This is a genomic window from Marinigracilibium pacificum, assembly GCF_012926615.1.
Lineage (GTDB): Bacteria > Bacteroidota > Bacteroidia > Cytophagales > Cyclobacteriaceae > Mangrovivirga > Mangrovivirga pacifica.
The window spans coordinates 436108-452572 of sequence record NZ_JABBNU010000002.1 but is presented as its reverse complement, the minus strand read 5'-3'; the positions used below and the strand labels follow the sequence as shown (position 1 = coordinate 452572).

20 protein-coding genes are annotated in these 16465 nt (G+C 33.8%); all 20 read left to right on the top strand.

Features of this window, described 5'->3' with window-relative positions:
- The first annotated feature begins 87 nt into the window (after positions 1 to 87).
- The 20 genes from HH304_RS04545 (at position 88) to HH304_RS04450 (ending at position 16332) form a co-directional block, all read left to right on the top strand.
- Positions 88 to 465 (top strand): thiol-disulfide isomerase, encoded by a 378-nt coding sequence (locus tag HH304_RS04545; protein ID WP_169678275.1) that lies wholly within the window; start codon positions 88 to 90, stop codon positions 463 to 465.
- Positions 462 to 1379 carry an FAD:protein FMN transferase gene (locus tag HH304_RS04540; RefSeq protein ID WP_169678274.1) on the top strand — a complete coding sequence of 306 codons (918 nt, stop codon included), beginning with the start codon at positions 462 to 464 and terminating at the stop codon, positions 1377 to 1379. The genes HH304_RS04545 and HH304_RS04540 overlap by 4 nt, the downstream gene beginning before the upstream one ends.
- On the top strand, positions 1369 to 1584 hold the full coding sequence (locus HH304_RS04535) for a DUF4266 domain-containing protein (RefSeq protein WP_169678273.1): 216 nt from the start codon (positions 1369 to 1371) through the stop codon (positions 1582 to 1584). The genes HH304_RS04540 and HH304_RS04535 overlap by 11 nt, the downstream gene beginning before the upstream one ends.
- Before the next feature lie 6 nt (positions 1585 to 1590).
- Positions 1591 to 2805, top strand: coding sequence for a DUF3570 domain-containing protein (locus HH304_RS04530; protein WP_169678272.1), 1215 nt, complete (start codon positions 1591 to 1593; stop codon positions 2803 to 2805).
- A gap of 88 nt (positions 2806 to 2893) precedes the next feature.
- Positions 2894 to 3202 carry a putative quinol monooxygenase gene (locus tag HH304_RS04525; RefSeq protein ID WP_169678271.1) on the top strand — a complete coding sequence of 103 codons (309 nt, stop codon included), beginning with the start codon at positions 2894 to 2896 and terminating at the stop codon, positions 3200 to 3202.
- 31 nt (positions 3203 to 3233) lie between these two features.
- Positions 3234 to 4454: a DUF4272 domain-containing protein gene (locus tag HH304_RS04520; protein WP_169678270.1), complete on the top strand. Its 1221-nt coding sequence runs from the start codon at positions 3234 to 3236 to the stop codon at positions 4452 to 4454.
- Between the two features lie 135 nt (positions 4455 to 4589).
- Positions 4590 to 5123 carry a dihydrofolate reductase family protein gene (locus tag HH304_RS04515; protein WP_169678269.1) on the top strand — a complete coding sequence of 178 codons (534 nt, stop codon included), beginning with the start codon at positions 4590 to 4592 and terminating at the stop codon, positions 5121 to 5123.
- Between the two features lie 124 nt (positions 5124 to 5247).
- Positions 5248 to 5967, top strand: coding sequence for a suppressor of fused domain protein (locus tag HH304_RS04510; protein WP_169678268.1), 720 nt, complete (start codon positions 5248 to 5250; stop codon positions 5965 to 5967).
- 48 nt (positions 5968 to 6015) lie between these two features.
- Positions 6016 to 6252 (top strand): DUF3303 domain-containing protein, encoded by a 237-nt coding sequence (locus HH304_RS04505; protein WP_169678267.1) that lies wholly within the window; start codon positions 6016 to 6018, stop codon positions 6250 to 6252.
- A 466-nt stretch (positions 6253 to 6718) separates the two neighbouring features.
- Positions 6719 to 7249, top strand: a complete 531-nt coding sequence (locus HH304_RS04500) for a toxin-antitoxin system YwqK family antitoxin (protein ID WP_169678266.1) — start codon at positions 6719 to 6721, stop codon at positions 7247 to 7249.
- Between the two features lie 136 nt (positions 7250 to 7385).
- Positions 7386 to 8651, top strand: a complete 1266-nt coding sequence (locus tag HH304_RS04495) for a leucine-rich repeat domain-containing protein (RefSeq protein WP_169678265.1) — start codon at positions 7386 to 7388, stop codon at positions 8649 to 8651.
- A gap of 255 nt (positions 8652 to 8906) precedes the next feature.
- Positions 8907 to 9761 (top strand): hypothetical protein, encoded by an 855-nt coding sequence (locus HH304_RS04490; RefSeq protein ID WP_169678264.1) that lies wholly within the window; start codon positions 8907 to 8909, stop codon positions 9759 to 9761.
- The gene (locus HH304_RS04485; protein WP_169678263.1) at positions 9758 to 10297 is read left to right on the top strand and encodes an endonuclease V; all 540 of its coding nucleotides are present in this window, start codon (positions 9758 to 9760) and stop codon (positions 10295 to 10297) included. Before HH304_RS04490 ends, HH304_RS04485 begins: the two co-directional genes overlap by 4 nt.
- Positions 10298 to 10952: 655 nt before the next feature.
- A complete protein-coding gene (locus tag HH304_RS04480; RefSeq protein WP_271711491.1) occupies positions 10953 to 11312 on the top strand; it encodes a hypothetical protein in 360 nt (119 codons plus the stop codon).
- Positions 11305 to 11817 (top strand): hypothetical protein, encoded by a 513-nt coding sequence (locus HH304_RS04475; RefSeq protein ID WP_169678262.1) that lies wholly within the window; start codon positions 11305 to 11307, stop codon positions 11815 to 11817. The genes HH304_RS04480 and HH304_RS04475 overlap by 8 nt, the downstream gene beginning before the upstream one ends.
- A gap of 387 nt (positions 11818 to 12204) precedes the next feature.
- Positions 12205 to 13464: a hypothetical protein gene (locus tag HH304_RS04470; protein ID WP_169678261.1), complete on the top strand. Its 1260-nt coding sequence runs from the start codon at positions 12205 to 12207 to the stop codon at positions 13462 to 13464.
- A gap of 437 nt (positions 13465 to 13901) precedes the next feature.
- Positions 13902 to 14591, top strand: a complete 690-nt coding sequence (locus HH304_RS04465; protein WP_169678260.1) for a hypothetical protein — start codon at positions 13902 to 13904, stop codon at positions 14589 to 14591.
- 404 nt (positions 14592 to 14995) lie between these two features.
- On the top strand, positions 14996 to 15247 hold the full coding sequence (locus tag HH304_RS04460; protein ID WP_169678259.1) for a type II toxin-antitoxin system ParD family antitoxin: 252 nt from the start codon (positions 14996 to 14998) through the stop codon (positions 15245 to 15247).
- Positions 15240 to 15539 (top strand): type II toxin-antitoxin system RelE/ParE family toxin, encoded by a 300-nt coding sequence (locus tag HH304_RS04455; protein WP_169678258.1) that lies wholly within the window; start codon positions 15240 to 15242, stop codon positions 15537 to 15539. Before HH304_RS04460 ends, HH304_RS04455 begins: the two co-directional genes overlap by 8 nt.
- Before the next feature lie 310 nt (positions 15540 to 15849).
- Complete coding sequence (locus HH304_RS04450; RefSeq protein ID WP_169678257.1) at positions 15850 to 16332, top strand: hypothetical protein; 483 nt, start codon at positions 15850 to 15852, stop codon at positions 16330 to 16332.
- The last annotated feature ends 133 nt before the right edge of the window (positions 16333 to 16465 follow it).

Genomic DNA, 16465 nt, shown 5'->3' with positions numbered 1-16465 from the left:
GTTGGTAATTTTAGACCATTGATTATAGAATAATAAAAGGACTCAACTGTGATTTATACTATTTGCCTATACATTACCCTGATATTTATGCCTGCATTAGAGGCAGTAGAGTTAGAAAGTGATCCAAAAAATGATCTTTCAATAATTTACTTTTCCGGATCAGACTGGTGTGCAGATTGCATTGTCATCAAAAGAGACATTCTTGATAACCCTGTTTTTGAAACCTTTCTTTCAAGGAATAATATCAACATGGAAATAATAGATTTTCCACAACGAAAGAAACTACCCAAAGAAACAAAACAATACAATTCGGAGATTGCAGATAAATATGCATTTGACGGGGCATTTCCAACAATGCTTCTTGTAAATGAAAGTACCGGTAAAGTGATCAAGTTAATTCCATTAGGAAAATCGGTAGAGGAATTTACAAGTGAAATCTCATCTCATTTGAAGGTATTGCAATGAAAGAGTATTCGATTCGTAAGAAATTAATGGGAACGGCTTTTGAGCTTACTGTTGTTGAAAGCAGTGAGAAAAGAGCAAATAAATACCTGTTAGAGGGTATTGAAGAGATTTTACGGATTGAAAAACTGCTTTCTGAGTACAATGAAGACTCTGAAACAGCCAGAATAAATAATCACGATTATGAAAGTCCTTTAGTAATTGACGAAGAGTGCTATAATCTTATTGAAAGAAGTCTTGCAATATCATTACTTACCAAAGGAAGTTTTGACATTACTGTAAGTCCTTTAAAAGATCTCTACTCATTTAATAATGGCGAAGTAGCATTTCCTTCAAACAGAAGTATTACCCAGGCACTATCCTCAGTTGGATATAAAAAAATAAAGCTAAATGACGGGGCAATTAACCTTTCAACTGAAAACATGAAAATAAGCTTTAATGCCATAGGTAAAGGATATGCTTCAGATATGGTGAAGAAACTTTGGCTAAAAAATGGGGTTAAGGCTGGTTATATTAACGCAAGTGGTGATCTTAGTTGCTTTGGCAACAGAGCAGACAATAGTGACTGGAGAATTGGAATTGCAAATCCGGATAATCCAAAGGAGATGCTTTTTTATATTCCGGTGCAAGATACCTCTGTTGCAACTTCAGGCGATTACGAACAACATTTTATACACGAAGGCAAGAGATATTCACATAACATTGATCCGCTGAGTGGTAAACCTCTTTCAGGGATCAAAAGTGTCACTGTTTTTTCTCCCGGAGCAGAACTCTCAGATGCCTTAGCAACAGCAGCCTATGTCATGGGTGTGGATAAAGGAATCAAATTTATTGACCAACTTCCAATGACACATGCTATCTTTATCGACGAAAACAATAATGTTCATTTTTCGAAAGACCTGAATTATGAAAGTTAAACGGCTACTATTTTTTGTGATATCATTACTGTGGTTGCAGTCGTGCGTATCTGTAAAGCCTTATGAACAAATCTATATCAATGACCCGGATATGCAAATGGGGTCCGATTCAGGCGATAATTTTCAAAAATATGTTCACTCTATTCGTGAAGGCGCCACACCAGCCGGCTCTACTAAAGGAAGTGGCGGATGTGGATGTAATTAATATACAATGAGAAAAAAATACCTTTTAATCGGGACACTGGCATTTTTTAACTATTGGACCAAAGCTCAGACCCAAAAAGATAGTACCAATACAGAGAATATTAATAAAACTGAAATTGAAGTAGTATATAATCATTATACTCAAGATGGCAATAATTCGGCAGTAACGGGTGGAGTTGGCACTGAAAAGCTTACTGTTTATGGTCCATCTGCCATGATCAAAAAGACTAAAAAGAATCACGAAATTGGTATTAAAGCCGGTGCTGATATTATTACATCTGCTTCAACTGACAAAATAGATTTTGTTGCTTCATCAGCTTCATTAAACGACTTCAGGTCTTATGTTAATGTGAATTATGTAAGAAATTTTGAGAACAAAGTAGCTGTTTCAATTGGTACCGGGGCCTCTCTCGAAAGTGATTACCTTTCTCTGCAATTTCAAGCTGGCGTTTCTAAATCAAGTAAAGACGGTTTAAGAAATGGAAACATTAATGTTCAATATTTAAACGATGACCTGAGATGGCGTAAAAGAGTTGGCAACTTTTACAAACCAACTACACTGATATACCCAAAAGAACTGAGAGATACCGCCTGGTTTGATATTTATAGAAGACATTCAATCAATTTCCGAATGGGTCTTGATCAGGTAGTCAATAAACGAGTTGTATTAGGTATTTATCCTGAAATATCATATCAAAGCGGGTTGCTTTCAACCCCTTTCCACAGGGTTTATTTAACGGATAATTCTGTGGTTGTTGAAAGGCTACCTACTAAAAGAATCAAAGAAGCTCTGGCTATAAAGCTTAATGCTTTCCTTGGAGGAAAAACGATAACTAAAAATACGATCGATCTATATAATGATAATTTCGGAATAACGGCTTTTGCCTTCGAAAATGAAACTATTATAAAAATATCTCCCTTTATATCAATTCTAGGTAATATAAGGCTGTATCATCAAAGTGGTTCCAGGTATTTTGCTCCTTATGCTATCCACTCCGGAGAAGAAGAATTTTACACTTCAGACTATGACCTTTCAAAATTCAATACATTTGGCGCCGGAACAGGACTAAAATTGAGAACAAACAAGGTAAGTATTGACAAAAAGAAATTCACAACCTATACTTTTCGATACTATTATTTTCATCGTTCAACAAACTTGAGGTCACATTCAATTTCATTGATTTTTAATACCGAAATTGATAAAATGTCAATAAAAAAATAATCAAAAAACATGTTCCCTTTGCCTTAAGAAATAACCTTTATCCGGTTGTGAAATTTTCAATTAATTAAAAATTAGTATTTTGGATACTATGTATTTATTGAATGGAAAATTAACCGCTAAAAAAGGACATTCTGAAGAACTCGCATCGATTCTTATTGAAGCTTCACAACTAGTTGCCAAAGCTAAAGGATGTCACATATATTTAATTAGTAAAGATAATCAGCAAAACACTGATGATGTCCATATTACGGAAGTATGGGATACCAAGGAAGATCATGACAATTCACTTAAAGATGATAATGTCAGAAACCTGATCATGAAGGCTATGCCCCTACTAGAAGGACAACCAACCAAAGGCCAGGAATTAGAGGTAATTGGTGGAATGGGTATTAAATAATTTCTAACTGATAAAAAGATCAAGATCAACTATGCAAAATCTTTGCACAATTTACTCTAGTCAAAAGTTAGATGATCGGCTCATTGAACTAATAAATAAAAACTTCAATAATCCGAAAATCAATATTGAAGAACAAGGAGAAAATAAAATCATCAAATTTCATAAGAAAAACGGCTTTCTAAAAGGTAAGACTAACTTCCAGATTTCATCACGGTCCAGAAATAATAATGTCAGCCTTGAAGAAGATAAATCAGCATTAGCAGCAAATCTAATCGGAATAAAAGGTTTCATCTCTCAAATTCCTGGTGCATCTGTTGAAGGAAAAAGTGGCATGAATCTGCTGATAGATAGTTTTACAACTGAAACAGCTGTATTATGTGACAGTTCAACATCTCCAGAACTCTTAAACTCAGTCAAACAAATAGTTCAGGAAAAGGATTGTATGCTTTTTTGCCAGGAAGGTCAATTTATTGGCAGAGGCAAGTTTCCTCATTTCCTTGATAAAGACTTAAAGCTGCTTATTGACGTGAATGGTAATTCTGAAATTTTTGAATCTTCTAAACTCACTATTGATATGGATGAACGGGAAAAAGTTCAGTTATTTCCAGATCAAATAGAAAGAAAAAAGAGAAATATTGAATTTGTAAAGAGCCTGGGTATAAAAACAATTGATCATCTTCCTGTAATTGAATCGGAGCAAGAAGTTAACATTCGTACTTCCGAAGAAATTGCTTCGAGAGTAGTCATGCTGGCAATTACAAACCTGGTAGCTTTCAGTACCATATCTGGAGAAGAAGCATTAAATTCCATTACTAAATACAATTTAGAAAAGTATTTAACTCCGGATGAAAATGATTTCCTTCAAAACCCAACAGAAAATCTTAAAAACAGAATGTCATGGAGGTGCGAAGGGATCTGGGTACTCTGCTGGGCATTAGGTATTGTTGATGACCTGGGTTCTGCCAGTGATTTGGTCAACTTAAATGATATTCCGCAAGATAATTACCCGATTAAACCTCAAACAGACCCCAATACTTTCATTAATAAGGATCATAAAATAAGGAGTGTCAAAGAAATTTTAGATGCAACGGATCTATACTTCAGACTTAACTGGGCGTGTGTAAATTCCAGATTAGCCGGCAGTGAATTAACTGAAGTTCACCCCGCAGTAGTTTATGAAAGACAATATGCTTTAAACTGGCTGGTCAACTACATGGATCAGGATTGGGATGATGTGACCTGTGACACCTGAAAAGTAAAAACAAAATCAATTGACATTACAAATACCAAAGCACAAGAGAACTTGTGCTTTTTTTATTTAATGAAATGCTAAATATCTTGATCTTAAAAATTGTATATTAAATAACCAAAACATAAATATTACCTTATGCCCAGAATAATTTACTACGTTGCAAGCTCAATCGATGGGTTTATTGCCGGAACAAATGATGACATCAGTGACTTTGCCATGAGTGGAAAAGGAGTTGAGAAGTATCTTGCTGATTTGCAGAATTTCAATACGGTAATTATGGGACGCCGAACCTATGAATTCGGATATCAATATGGACTTGAACCCGGAAAGCCTGCATATCCTCATATGCAGCATCATATCTTTTCAGATTCGATGAAAATAGAAAATTTATCCGACACCGTTCATATCGAACCCAAGTCTATCGAACGGGTAAAAGAAATTAGAGATGCTTCTGATACCGATGTTTACCTGTGTGGCGGTGGCGAGTTTGCCGGATGGCTATTAGATAACGGCTTGATTGACCAGTTAAAAATAAAACTCAACCCAATAATCATTGGTGATGGAGTTCGACTTTTTGGTGGTTCAGCAAAAAAAGCAAAATGGGACCTTGTGGATAATGAAATTTTCGATGATGGATTAAAAATCCTTACCTATAACCATAAAAAATAAGCTTTATCCATAAAAGCATATGTCAATAATTAATCATGTTTTGATTTAATAATTGAAACTATTATTTTGGTTGATTTTATACCAAAAACTAATAAATAAGAAATCAACTTACTAAAATCGAATTATGGAAAAATCAGAATCAGGATCACCAATATATCGATACAATGAGTCAGATAAAAATGATTTTGAAGGTCCTTCGGGAGAATCATCAATAGAAGAAATTTCAGAGCACATTGAGAAGCATATTGGTGAAATCCATATGGTTTTTCATGAAATAATATCAGATCAGGTCCATATAGATATACATTGGGTTAAACCTACTCCGGAAAGACCTTTCCATACTTTAGTAACATCGGGTATGAGCGACAAACCAATGCATAGTCCACCCGAACTAGAGGGCTTTGATTTTGCCGAGTTAAGTATCTGCTTGCCTGAAGACTGGAAAATATCTGAGGAAGATTTTGAAGATGAAAATAACTACTGGCCTTTAAGATGGCTAAAGTATATGGCCAGATTTCCACATGAATATAATACCTGGCTAAGCTACGGACACACCATTCCCAATGGCAACCCACCAGAGCCATTTGCTGATAACACCAAGTTAAACACAATGGTACTGTTACCTTCTGTCACCTTCAGTGATGAATTTCACACACTTCAACTTGAAAATAAAACAATCAACTTTTATACTCTCATCCCTCTTTATGATGAAGAAGTCAATCTAAAATTAAAAAAGGGAGTTGAGGCTCTATTTGAAGGTTTTGACAAGTACGATGTTAGTGATATTTTACAGATTGATAGACCAAACACAGTCAAAAGAAAGAAACTTTTTGGTTTATTTTAATATTCATTTGTCAATTACTAATCCAGTCAATCTATAAATCATCAGTCTATGAAAAAATTTATGGTTGTTGAAAAGTTCAAACCGGGACTATTCGAGGAAAACAACAAAAGGTGGAATGAAAAAGGAAGAATGCTTCCCGAAGGATTATACTACCTTAATTCATGGGTAAATAAGGAGCAAAACATTTGCTTTCAATTGATGGAAACAAACAACCCTGACCTCTTCGAGGAATGGATTGAAAACTGGAAAGATTTTACTGATTTTGAGGTATATCCTATAGATTAATTTTTCAGATAAGAAAATACCATTTTGAAACTAGCTTGCTTTGTAAATAGGCAAGCTAGTTTCATTTTAAAATAATTCCTATTTACATTAAGACCTAAATATTTGCTATATAACTAAAATAATGAAAGCCCTCCAGATAGAAGATTTTCCAATTAAGTCATTTGATAAAATTCGTTATCGTATTTCTTTCTCTGTTTTGTCATTTGTCTGAAAGTTATACATTTTAGCTTATCTAATTGTCCAGTCAAATGTAGCAGACCCAGTAAAAAACCATGTCGCGTCAGAAGGTCACTGGAGGTTTGTGTTTACTTGCTAGCCCCGCGAATTCTTCGAATTCGCAAACTAGGCGAACAAAATTACTTTGCGAATTCGAAGAATTCGCTACTTTGAAAACCGAAACCAACTACTACTAAATCACGCCACGGTTCTTACCCGAAGCGTTAGGCTCAATTATGGGCATTCAAATATGAAAACCTTATTTACTTTTATATTAGCTGTTATATTCTTAAACACATTTGGACAATCGAATGTCTCATATTTATTCTATGATGCATGTACTCAAAAAGTAATTGAGCCCCCTTATTTTATTCATGATTTTGAATCAGACACATCGATTATAGTTGAGAAGAGAAAATCTATTGACTTAGCCTCAAACTACTACCAGATTGAAGCTCAAATGAATCGGAATGAAATGCTAACTTCTTTCTGGTTTGATCTTTATTTATATGAACAATCCATAACGGATACTCTCTACTTACAAAAACCTCGCTTTTTTGGCCCAAAAACTATACATCCAAAACCTGAAGAATTTAAGTACTACTGCTGCGGAGAACTTTGTAATGGAACCATTGAGGAGATTGATACAAATGGAATAATAAGATTTAAAGGACAATTCAGCAACGGTATACCTACTAGCAATCTGAAATATTACAATTCAACTGGCCACCTATTTAGAACAGAAGTATATGTGAATGGACAATTGGAACGGATAAAGTAACAGAGCCTAACAAGAGCTATGGTCCACCGTTTTGTTTTTCAGTTGGGGCTATTATCTTTGGGTTTCAGCTATGCGTTTTTTAAGTAGCCGTTGGTTTCGGTGGACACATAGCCTTGACGTAAGCTATTTCTGTTCAATGAAGAAACTAATTCTTATTCTATTTATTCCAATTCTATCTTGTCAGGAAGCCTCTCACGAATTTAAGGTCTATCCGGAAATCAATTCTAACGGAACCAATGTCGTTTTTGTAATCGAAAAACCTAATAAATCTTATAATTTTGAATTTCTTGATTGTTTCTGCTACAAGACCGACTCCTCGGTTAATGTGGTTCATGTCAACAGTGGCAGTTTTGTTGGGGAATCATTTATCCTGGCTTATTATAATGGAACATTTCAATCTTCCCTAGAATCTTGGTCGGATGTGGGCTATCCTCCGATATATAGTTTTGAAATAGAAAGACTCACATTAAATTCATCTGAATTTAATGTTGGAGATTCATTATTTGGTCAAATTGAAACAAGTGGAAAAGTTTATTACCATGACGAACAATCATCAAATACTAACTTCACATTAAGAGGTGCATTTCAGTGTATAGTAAGAGACAGTACCTACGGTTTTCAAGAATATCAGGATGACCTTCAAACAAGATGGAAAAAAGAAAGATTTAATAATTTCATTACTCTCTCGAACTCTGACTCGTCATTACTGATACCTATCGTAGATCTTAATAACTTAAATCTGGACTCAATACCTGAAGAAGTACAAAGCTTTAAAAATGCCTATGAATTAGGATTGATAGGAAACAACATCTCATATATTAATATAGATTTACTAAGTAAGCTTAATAAGCTGAGAACAATCCTTTTACAAAACAATGAAATTGACTACTTACCACCAGAATTACGATTATTAAGCAACATTGAAATACTCAATTTAAGTTCAAATCCCATTAACGATATTAATTCTATATATTCACTAACCAACTTAAAAGAATTAGACTTGTCCCTAACTGAGATAAAGGAAATATCTGATCAAATATCAAAGCTTAGAAAACTGGAAAAATTAGATCTGGGAGTAAATGATCAACTAGAGAGTATTTCCGATGAAATTTTTGAACTACCAAAACTCAAGGATATTCACTTTCCTGAGACTTTAAAATCACTGAATCTGGAAGGAACCAACTTAAATCAAATAAACACTTTGTGGTGTCCATTTGACCTTCTAAAAGAGAATGAGAATGGCTTGAAAAAAATGACCAGTTTGAAACTTATATATGTAGAATATCATTATCGAAGCAGAGCTGAGGAGAAAGCCGAACATTCAACAAATAGAAAATGGATTGAAGATAGAATCCCGTATACAACAATCGTTGATATAAAACATATAATACCGAAAAATTAACAGCTTACAATAACTACCCCCGCTGTCTGGAGTTTAGCGAATGCGTAACATCAGACTTTTTATGAAATGCAGGGATTAAATCCCGGTCATATACGGTTTCAAACAAGGATTTATAACAAGGATATTTGATTTTGATCAATCAAGAGCTATTTTAGAATTTTTAAAGGAAATTATTAACGAAACAAACAACGAAGTTATAAAGGAAATAAGAGCAATAGAGTCGCGCTTATACACTTGTTACCCACAATTGGAAGAATGACTACCATTAAAGACAATAATGCAGAATTAGAATACAGAAGAGAAGAGGACCTATTTGTAGAGGTCTATTTTAAAGGTCTACCATTCACTGGTAAAATAATTTCTAGTTATCCACCAATTGAACAAACAAGCTATGTAAACGGTAATGCTCATGGTGATTATATAGTCAAATATAAAGATGGTATAATAAGAGAACATGAAATCTATGATAATGGAAGATTTGTTAAGGGATTTGGATTTTATCCCAACGGAAACAAAATGATGGAGAGTACTCCCAGCTATTACCGCTATTGGAATCTTAATGGGGCTATTGTCTCTCGATTTCAGGATGGTAAACATTATGAGTATTATTCATCAGGAGAATTAAAAAGTTTTTCAGATAAGAGCAATACAGAGCCATGGCAAACTAAATATTATCTAAAATCTGGAGAAGTAATATATACCCAGATGAAAGATAAAATGGTTAATGGAACTACGGAAAGATTAATTGAATATGATAATGAATTGATGCTAAATAATTATTTTAATCTTTTGAGTTTTGAAAACCCGGAGTTAAAAAATGAGTCAATAAGTCATGTTGAGAATCATAGAATTCATCACATATGGATGTGGTTTTGGGAAGTTTTTGAAATGGACCAGAGAAAGTACTTTGATATCCTTAACAGCCTCATGGTTCACTCTGATGGAGAGATTATTAAACGTGTTGCTTCAATCATTTCAATCCATCGATTCCATTCATACATTCAGCCTGAAAATAAAGAAAATTCTAAAGCCTATCATTTTATTAGAGAATACACGAAATATCAAAATGAAAATTTCCCGGATAGAGAAACAAAAAGAGTTATTTTATGATATTGGCTTTTGATACATATTATTTTAAAGATAAAGCAAAAACTGTTTGTTTGACTTTCAAAGATTGGTCTGACTCAGAACCAACAAACAGTTATGAGGAAATAAAAGACGGAATAGCTGAATATGAACCAGGGGCATTCTATAAGCGTGAATTACCTTGTATACTAAGTTTACTAAATAAAGTCAAAAGGGAATTTAAATATATAAAGGCTATCGTGATTGATGGTTTTGTAGTTCTTGATGACCAAAATAAATTAGGATTAGGAGGTCATCTTTTCAATCAATTGAATTCAAATATTCCTATAATTGGTGTGGCAAAATCCGGCTTTCATGGAAATAAAGAAAATGTAAAAGAATTATTTCGAGGAGAAAGTAAAAAGCCTTTATATATAACAGCAATTGGAATTGAATTGGAAACTGCATTTAAACATATTAAATCAATGCACGGCGATTTCAGGATGCCAACATTATTACAGATATTGGATACTAAAACAAAAGAAAAAGTGGGTAATAGAGTAGACGGTCGTGAGCCATAAGCCCACGGTGCGCCTGCTGACGATAAATGTCAGCATTTTCAATACTGACGCTTGCGGTCAGCATTTTCAATCTCACATTGTAAACCATGACTGAAACGTCATGGCCACCGTACGTACGGGGGCAATGCCCCTCTCTTCGCACTCTAGTGCTTGTGATCGTATACTGACGACAAGTGTCAGCATCTTCGATACGGCGGTTCGTCAAATCAAATCTTCACTTTCTGATAGTATGTAACCATGCTTTCATAGCCTCTTCTTCGGAGTCGGGATTCGGTAATCGTTGTACCTAGAATTGGATTTTATTCACTATCTCAATTTATTATTAATGGAGTTCATGAAATCGATGATTTGCTTTGCAAAATCGAGATTCGGCAAAGCCAATGCTTCGCGTTTGAGCTACTGCCCAACCTCCCCCGCTGTCTGGAGTTTAGTGATAGCGTAACATCAGACTTTTTATGAAATACAAGGATTGAATCCCGGTCATATACGGTTTCAAACAAGTATTTATAAACAAGGATATTTGATTTTGCTCAATCAAGAGCTATTTTAGGAATTTTAAAGGGAATTATTAACAAAACAAACAACGAAGTTATAAAGGAAATAAGAGCAATAGATTTGCGCTTATCCACTCGTTGTGTTTCATTGTAACAGAGAAATGAAAGTATTCTGCAAGACATGTAATATCGAATTATCAAATGAGTTAGTTGAACTGACTGACATAAACCAAATATCTGAAGAAGATGGTAAGGAGTTTTTACCCAAAGGATACTTTTTTGTTAGTGATGGTGAATACTTCACGGATTCTGACCACAAAATAATTGTAAATATTAAGGACTTAATAAACACCAAGAAACATACAGACTTTAGGAGGCTAAATGGTTGTTGTGACCTTGATGGAGCGGACGGTATTAATACATTATGTAAGAATGGACATGAAATTGGAACGATTAAAAAAGATTGCTGGATGCCTCACTGTATGATTTTTGAACCAGATCTTATATTAAAAAATGACTGAGAAAGAAATAAAAGATAAGATATTGGAGGTATTTCAATCACAGAGGAAGAATCCAACTGCTGAATTTGATGGCTCACATTTTATGGACTACTTAACCTTTCCTGCTCATCCAAAAAATACGATAAAGAATTCATTTAGAGGCGCAAGAAAATATTACAGATTCATGGATAAGCTTGAGATGGAATTTGGAATTTGTTTCTCACTTCAAGATTTAGATAAATATTACAGTGTTGACCAATTGAGTAAAAAGGTTCTTGACAGAATCAAAAAAGGAAAAGGTAATAACATGATTCTAAAGAGGAGACTTGAAGAAAAAGAGAAGTACTATTTTGAAATTGCATTAATCCTAATTCTTGGAGGTATTTATTATTGGCAAGGTATTAACTGGATTTCAATTTTGCTTTCTATTGGATTTGGGATTGTAATATACTGGATTTTAAGCAATAAAATATACAGCAAGATACATGATAAAAAGCTTGCAGATAAGATATTAGAGAAGAAATAACGAAAACACAATAGAGTAGACGGCCGTGAGCCATAAGCCCACCCACAGACTGGAGTTTAGCGATAGCGTAACTTCAGACTTTTTATGAAATGCAGGGATTAAATCCCGGTCAATAAAGAAGTAAGGCCAATGATATCCCCCTCAGTAGCATCCTGCGATAAGCAAAATGAGTTACTTCCATCAATTGCAATTTCTAAAATACATTATCCGGTTACATACGTTTTCAAACAAGTATTTATAAACAAGGGTATTTGATTTTGCTCAATCAAGAGCTATTTTAGAATTTTTAAAGGAAATTATTAACGAAACAAACAACGAAGATATAGAGGGAATAAGAGCAATAGAGTCGCGATTATCCACTCGTTTTGTGTGATTAGAACTATGATAATGATTCGATTAACCATCATTTGTATTGCCACCTGTCTTTGGACTCAATCCTTTGGGCAGGTCAATACTATTACGCCTAGAGTAGGGATCGAGGGAATTCCAATTACTATTGATGAATCTAGAATTGATGATGTCACCTCTGAATATGGTTCGAATTATAGACTTGTTGAGCATAAATTATTAACGGAATTCAAATATGATTCTCTTGGATTAACCTTTGGAATTGACCCAATGGACGCGAACAAAATAGTTAGAAAAATTTCTGTTCAATCCCCATTTAAAGCTCAAACAAAAAATGGAATCATATTAAATCAAAGCACAATGAAAGATGTGCAAAACTTGTATAACGAGACAGGATGTTTCACTAATTATAGCACCGCATATTGCCCACAAGATGGCATTACTTTTTATATCAAGAGGGACCCGTCCAAAAAGGGGTTCGACACAAATGAGGTCATTTTTAAGATTGAGATTAACAACAATAATGAATTTGGAATACCCTCAAGAGTAAATTTCAAATATGATGATCAGCCGACAGCTAAAAAGCTCGAAAAATTGCAATCCATTTTGAATTCAAAGAATTTTGACCTCAAAGAGATTGAGCAATATTTCGAGAAAGAACAGAATAATAAAGGTCCCTTTGCGATAAGCTCGTTTATGGGCTTTTCAAGGAATTTGGAATTTGACATCTTTCAATCTTACAGAGACTTCCAATTAGGCCGTGACCACTATGAGCTAATCATTCTAACTTCTAATGATTCTCTTGTTTACTGCAAATTAACCACCAAGGACAACTTGATTATTGAAAGAAAAGAGTTCAAAATAATTTCTTATAACTTAAACAAAAGGAAAGCGAAGTATACAAATGAAATTGACCTCAATAATTCCTTATCTAGCCCAATCAATATTTACACTTTCGGGACATTTTGCGGGTTTGTAGGAACACCGCCTGATAAATGTGGAGAAATGTTGAGATTGGTAAATGATAATAACTATTCAGAACTTTCTGGGTGGTTGAAGTCCCTGAATCCTGAAATCTCTGCTTATGGATATGTGGGGCTATCATTTCTTGAACTTAATGGCAAAAAAATAAAACAAGAGGAAAAAGCATTAATGAACCATATTAGCTTACTGGATATTCAACTGAATACATGTAATGGATGTATTGTTGGAGAAACAGATACCTTCAAAGATGCTCTATTGAGTAAGAAAATAAAAAATAATTATAAAGCATTTAAACAGTCTGGATGGCTGAATTAAAACCACACATAATCGAGTAGACGACCGTGAGCCATAAGCCCACGGTGTGCCTACTGACGACAAGTGTCAGCATCTTCGATACGGCGGTTCGCCCCGCTGTCTGGAGTTTAGCGATAGCGTAACTTCAGACTTTTTATGAAATGCAGGGATTAAATCCAGGTCAATAAAGAAGTAAGCCCAATGATATCCTTCTCTGTAGCATCCTGCGATTAGCAAAATAAGTTACATCCATCAATTACTATTTCTAAAATACATTATTCAGTTACATACGCTTACAAAACAAGGATTTATAACAAGGATTTTTGATTTTACTCAACCAAGAGCTATTTTAGAATTTTTAAAGGAAATTATTAACAAAACAAACAACGAAGATATAATGGAGATAAGAGCAATAGAGTCGTGCTTATCCACTCGTTATATGCAAATAAGAAAAACTAATGAGCTGGGAAGCAAATCGAATATATACTAAACCAACACCGGAATTAATAGATTACTTAAAGACTATTGACGGATTCAAAGATGAACTCTTTCTTGTAGATAATCTTGAAGGAATTAGATTTGATTGGACAAGAAGTTTTATGCTCTCTGACGAGCCAAATGAAAATAGTTACCGAAAGCATACTTTACCTGAAGGAGGTCTCTTGGTAATTAAACCTGAGGTATATAAAATTGGTTATGACAAGGACTATGATACAAATGAATTTTGGAATAAGTATAAAGAATATCCAAATGACAAATGGGGTTTTATAGATTCTGTCTCTTCTATCAAAATGAACTTAAATCTTGATTTGACGGAAAATCAACTCAAACTATTGAGCTTTATAAAGTCTTTGAATGAAAAGTTTAGTGTTCCGTTTCTATATTATTATTGTGTGATGTGGGGTGGAGATATTGAGGAAGAATATGCAATCGTATTTAATGAGGGAATTAAAGTATATCACTACGATTATGAAAGTAAAAAAGACCTTGAAATAACTAATGATGGAAAAACTGAATTAAATTCAACAGTTCTACAAACAAGTTTTAAATACCTTGACTTAGAATTGCCGACTTGGTTTTTCGCTTTACACGAAGGATCATTTGATTGGAAAAAGTATCACTTAAAAGAAAATAAAATCAGCATATAAAACTGTATAACAAATCATAGCCACCTATCGGCAGGCTACCCCCACAGTCTGAAGTTTAGCGACAGCGTAACTTCATACCTCTTATGAAATGAAGGGATTGCATCCCGGTTAATAAAGAAGCCAGTCCAATAATATCTCAGTAGCATCCTGCTATAAGCAAAATGAGTTACTTCCATCAATTACCATTTCTAAAGTACATTATCCGGTTACATACGGGTATTTATTAAGAAAATGTTTGATTTTGTTCAATCAGGAGCTATTTTAGGAATTTTAAAGGGATTTATTAACAAAACAAACAACGAAGATATAAAGGGAATAAGAGCAATAGAGTTGCGCTTATCCACTCGTTGGGAGTAATTTGAAAATTATACCAAAATTTGGTATTTTTAAGAAAAAGTGAATTCATGAATAAAAACACATCCATATCATTAGGAGAATACTTTGATAAATTTGTAAGAGAAAGTGTCTCTCAAGGAAGATTTAAAAATGCTAGTGAAGTTATTCGTGCAGGATTAAGACTATTAGAAGAGGAAGAAAATAGAGTAATAGCTTTAAGAAATTCAATTAAGGAAGGAATAAATAGTGGGCATGCTGTGGATTTTGATCCCGATAATCATTTAAAATCCTTAAAAGCAAACAGAAAACTTAATGGCTAAATATCTATTAACCAGAAAAGCTGTTGAGGATTTGGCTGATATTTGGAACTACACTGTAAATGAATGGTCAGAAAACCAAGCAGATAAATATTATAAGATGCTAATTGATGCAATTAAACAGATTGCAAAGACTCCTCAAATTGGCAAGAATTATGAAATGGTTACACATGATCTAAATGGATTTAGAGTGTCTAAGCATATTATTTTTTATAGAATTCTTAATAAGAACTTAATTGAAGTTGTTCGAATTCTACACGAAAGAATAGATTTAAAATATAGAATAGAAGAATAAACACTACACCCAACAGCATGAAGTTTTGTCGGCACTAGTGCCAGCTCAAGCGCCTGATTCTCGCTGGATTTCACTGCCCCGCTGTCTGGAGTTTAGTGATAGTGTAACTTCAGACTTTTTTTGCAATGAAGAGATTAAATCCCGGTCATATACTTTTCAAACAAGTATTTATAACAAGGATATTTGATTTTGCATAACCAAGAGCTATTTTAGAATTTTTAAAGGGAATCATTAACAAAACAAACAATGAAGTTATAAAGGAAATAAGTGCAATAGAGACGCGCTTATCCACTTGTTATAGCCAATTAAAATGACGAAATTAATTGTAACAATATTATTTATTTTTAGCACTTTTTATTCGATTGGATGCACTTGTTCTGATAACATCAAAAATGACTTCATATCGAATGTAAAGAATTTTGATGCCATAATTATTGGAAAATTCATAAGGGATTCAGATTCAAAAAAGGGAGTAATTGTAATCTCTGATGTCTTAAAAGGGACTATTGACCAGAGTTCAATTAATATATACGAAGGAGGAATAGACTGTACCGAAATATTCCTTGAATCAGATAATGAAATCATTATTGGATTAAATATTAAAGAAACTGGCAATAATGATAATGTATATTTTGCCCCATCCTGTATTACATCAGTTTTGAGATTAGAAAATGGGTCAGTTTCATCAATAACAGATGGATATAATATTCATATTTCTAACCCAAAAGTCAAAAAATTTAGAACAATAATGGATATTAAAAAATTCAAACATAAAATTAAAAAAAAGCTATAACATCATGTTCAGTTATGGAGGCATCAATGCCAGCTCAAGCGCTGGATTTCAGCGTCCTACGGGACGCGAAATCGGAACGATAATCCGCCACGTCCGCTTAGTAAAAGCGTTTTAAACAATTTGATTATTTTTA

Excerpts from the sequence above, each read along its gene's own strand:
- HH304_RS04545 (WP_169678275.1), top strand. The coding sequence starts at position 88 with ATGCCTGCATTAGAGGCAGTAGAGTTAGAAAGTGATCCAAAAAATGAT.
- HH304_RS04540 (WP_169678274.1), top strand. The coding sequence starts at position 462 with ATGAAAGAGTATTCGATTCGTAAGAAATTAATGGGAACGGCTTTTGAG.
- HH304_RS04535 (WP_169678273.1), top strand. The coding sequence starts at position 1,369 with ATGAAAGTTAAACGGCTACTATTTTTTGTGATATCATTACTGTGGTTG.
- HH304_RS04530 (WP_169678272.1), top strand. The coding sequence starts at position 1,591 with ATGAGAAAAAAATACCTTTTAATCGGGACACTGGCATTTTTTAACTAT.
- HH304_RS04525 (WP_169678271.1), top strand. The coding sequence starts at position 2,894 with ATGTATTTATTGAATGGAAAATTAACCGCTAAAAAAGGACATTCTGAA.
- HH304_RS04520 (WP_169678270.1), top strand. The coding sequence starts at position 3,234 with ATGCAAAATCTTTGCACAATTTACTCTAGTCAAAAGTTAGATGATCGG.
- HH304_RS04515 (WP_169678269.1), top strand. The coding sequence starts at position 4,590 with ATGCCCAGAATAATTTACTACGTTGCAAGCTCAATCGATGGGTTTATT.
- HH304_RS04510 (WP_169678268.1), top strand. The coding sequence starts at position 5,248 with ATGGAAAAATCAGAATCAGGATCACCAATATATCGATACAATGAGTCA.
- HH304_RS04505 (WP_169678267.1), top strand. The coding sequence starts at position 6,016 with ATGAAAAAATTTATGGTTGTTGAAAAGTTCAAACCGGGACTATTCGAG.
- HH304_RS04500 (WP_169678266.1), top strand. The coding sequence starts at position 6,719 with ATGAAAACCTTATTTACTTTTATATTAGCTGTTATATTCTTAAACACA.
- HH304_RS04495 (WP_169678265.1), top strand. The coding sequence starts at position 7,386 with ATGAAGAAACTAATTCTTATTCTATTTATTCCAATTCTATCTTGTCAG.
- HH304_RS04490 (WP_169678264.1), top strand. The coding sequence starts at position 8,907 with ATGACTACCATTAAAGACAATAATGCAGAATTAGAATACAGAAGAGAA.
- HH304_RS04485 (WP_169678263.1), top strand. The coding sequence starts at position 9,758 with ATGATATTGGCTTTTGATACATATTATTTTAAAGATAAAGCAAAAACT.
- HH304_RS04480 (WP_271711491.1), top strand. The coding sequence starts at position 10,953 with ATGAAAGTATTCTGCAAGACATGTAATATCGAATTATCAAATGAGTTA.
- HH304_RS04475 (WP_169678262.1), top strand. The coding sequence starts at position 11,305 with ATGACTGAGAAAGAAATAAAAGATAAGATATTGGAGGTATTTCAATCA.
- HH304_RS04470 (WP_169678261.1), top strand. The coding sequence starts at position 12,205 with ATGATTCGATTAACCATCATTTGTATTGCCACCTGTCTTTGGACTCAA.
- HH304_RS04465 (WP_169678260.1), top strand. The coding sequence starts at position 13,902 with ATGAGCTGGGAAGCAAATCGAATATATACTAAACCAACACCGGAATTA.
- HH304_RS04460 (WP_169678259.1), top strand. The coding sequence starts at position 14,996 with ATGAATAAAAACACATCCATATCATTAGGAGAATACTTTGATAAATTT.
- HH304_RS04455 (WP_169678258.1), top strand. The coding sequence starts at position 15,240 with ATGGCTAAATATCTATTAACCAGAAAAGCTGTTGAGGATTTGGCTGAT.
- HH304_RS04450 (WP_169678257.1), top strand. The coding sequence starts at position 15,850 with ATGACGAAATTAATTGTAACAATATTATTTATTTTTAGCACTTTTTAT.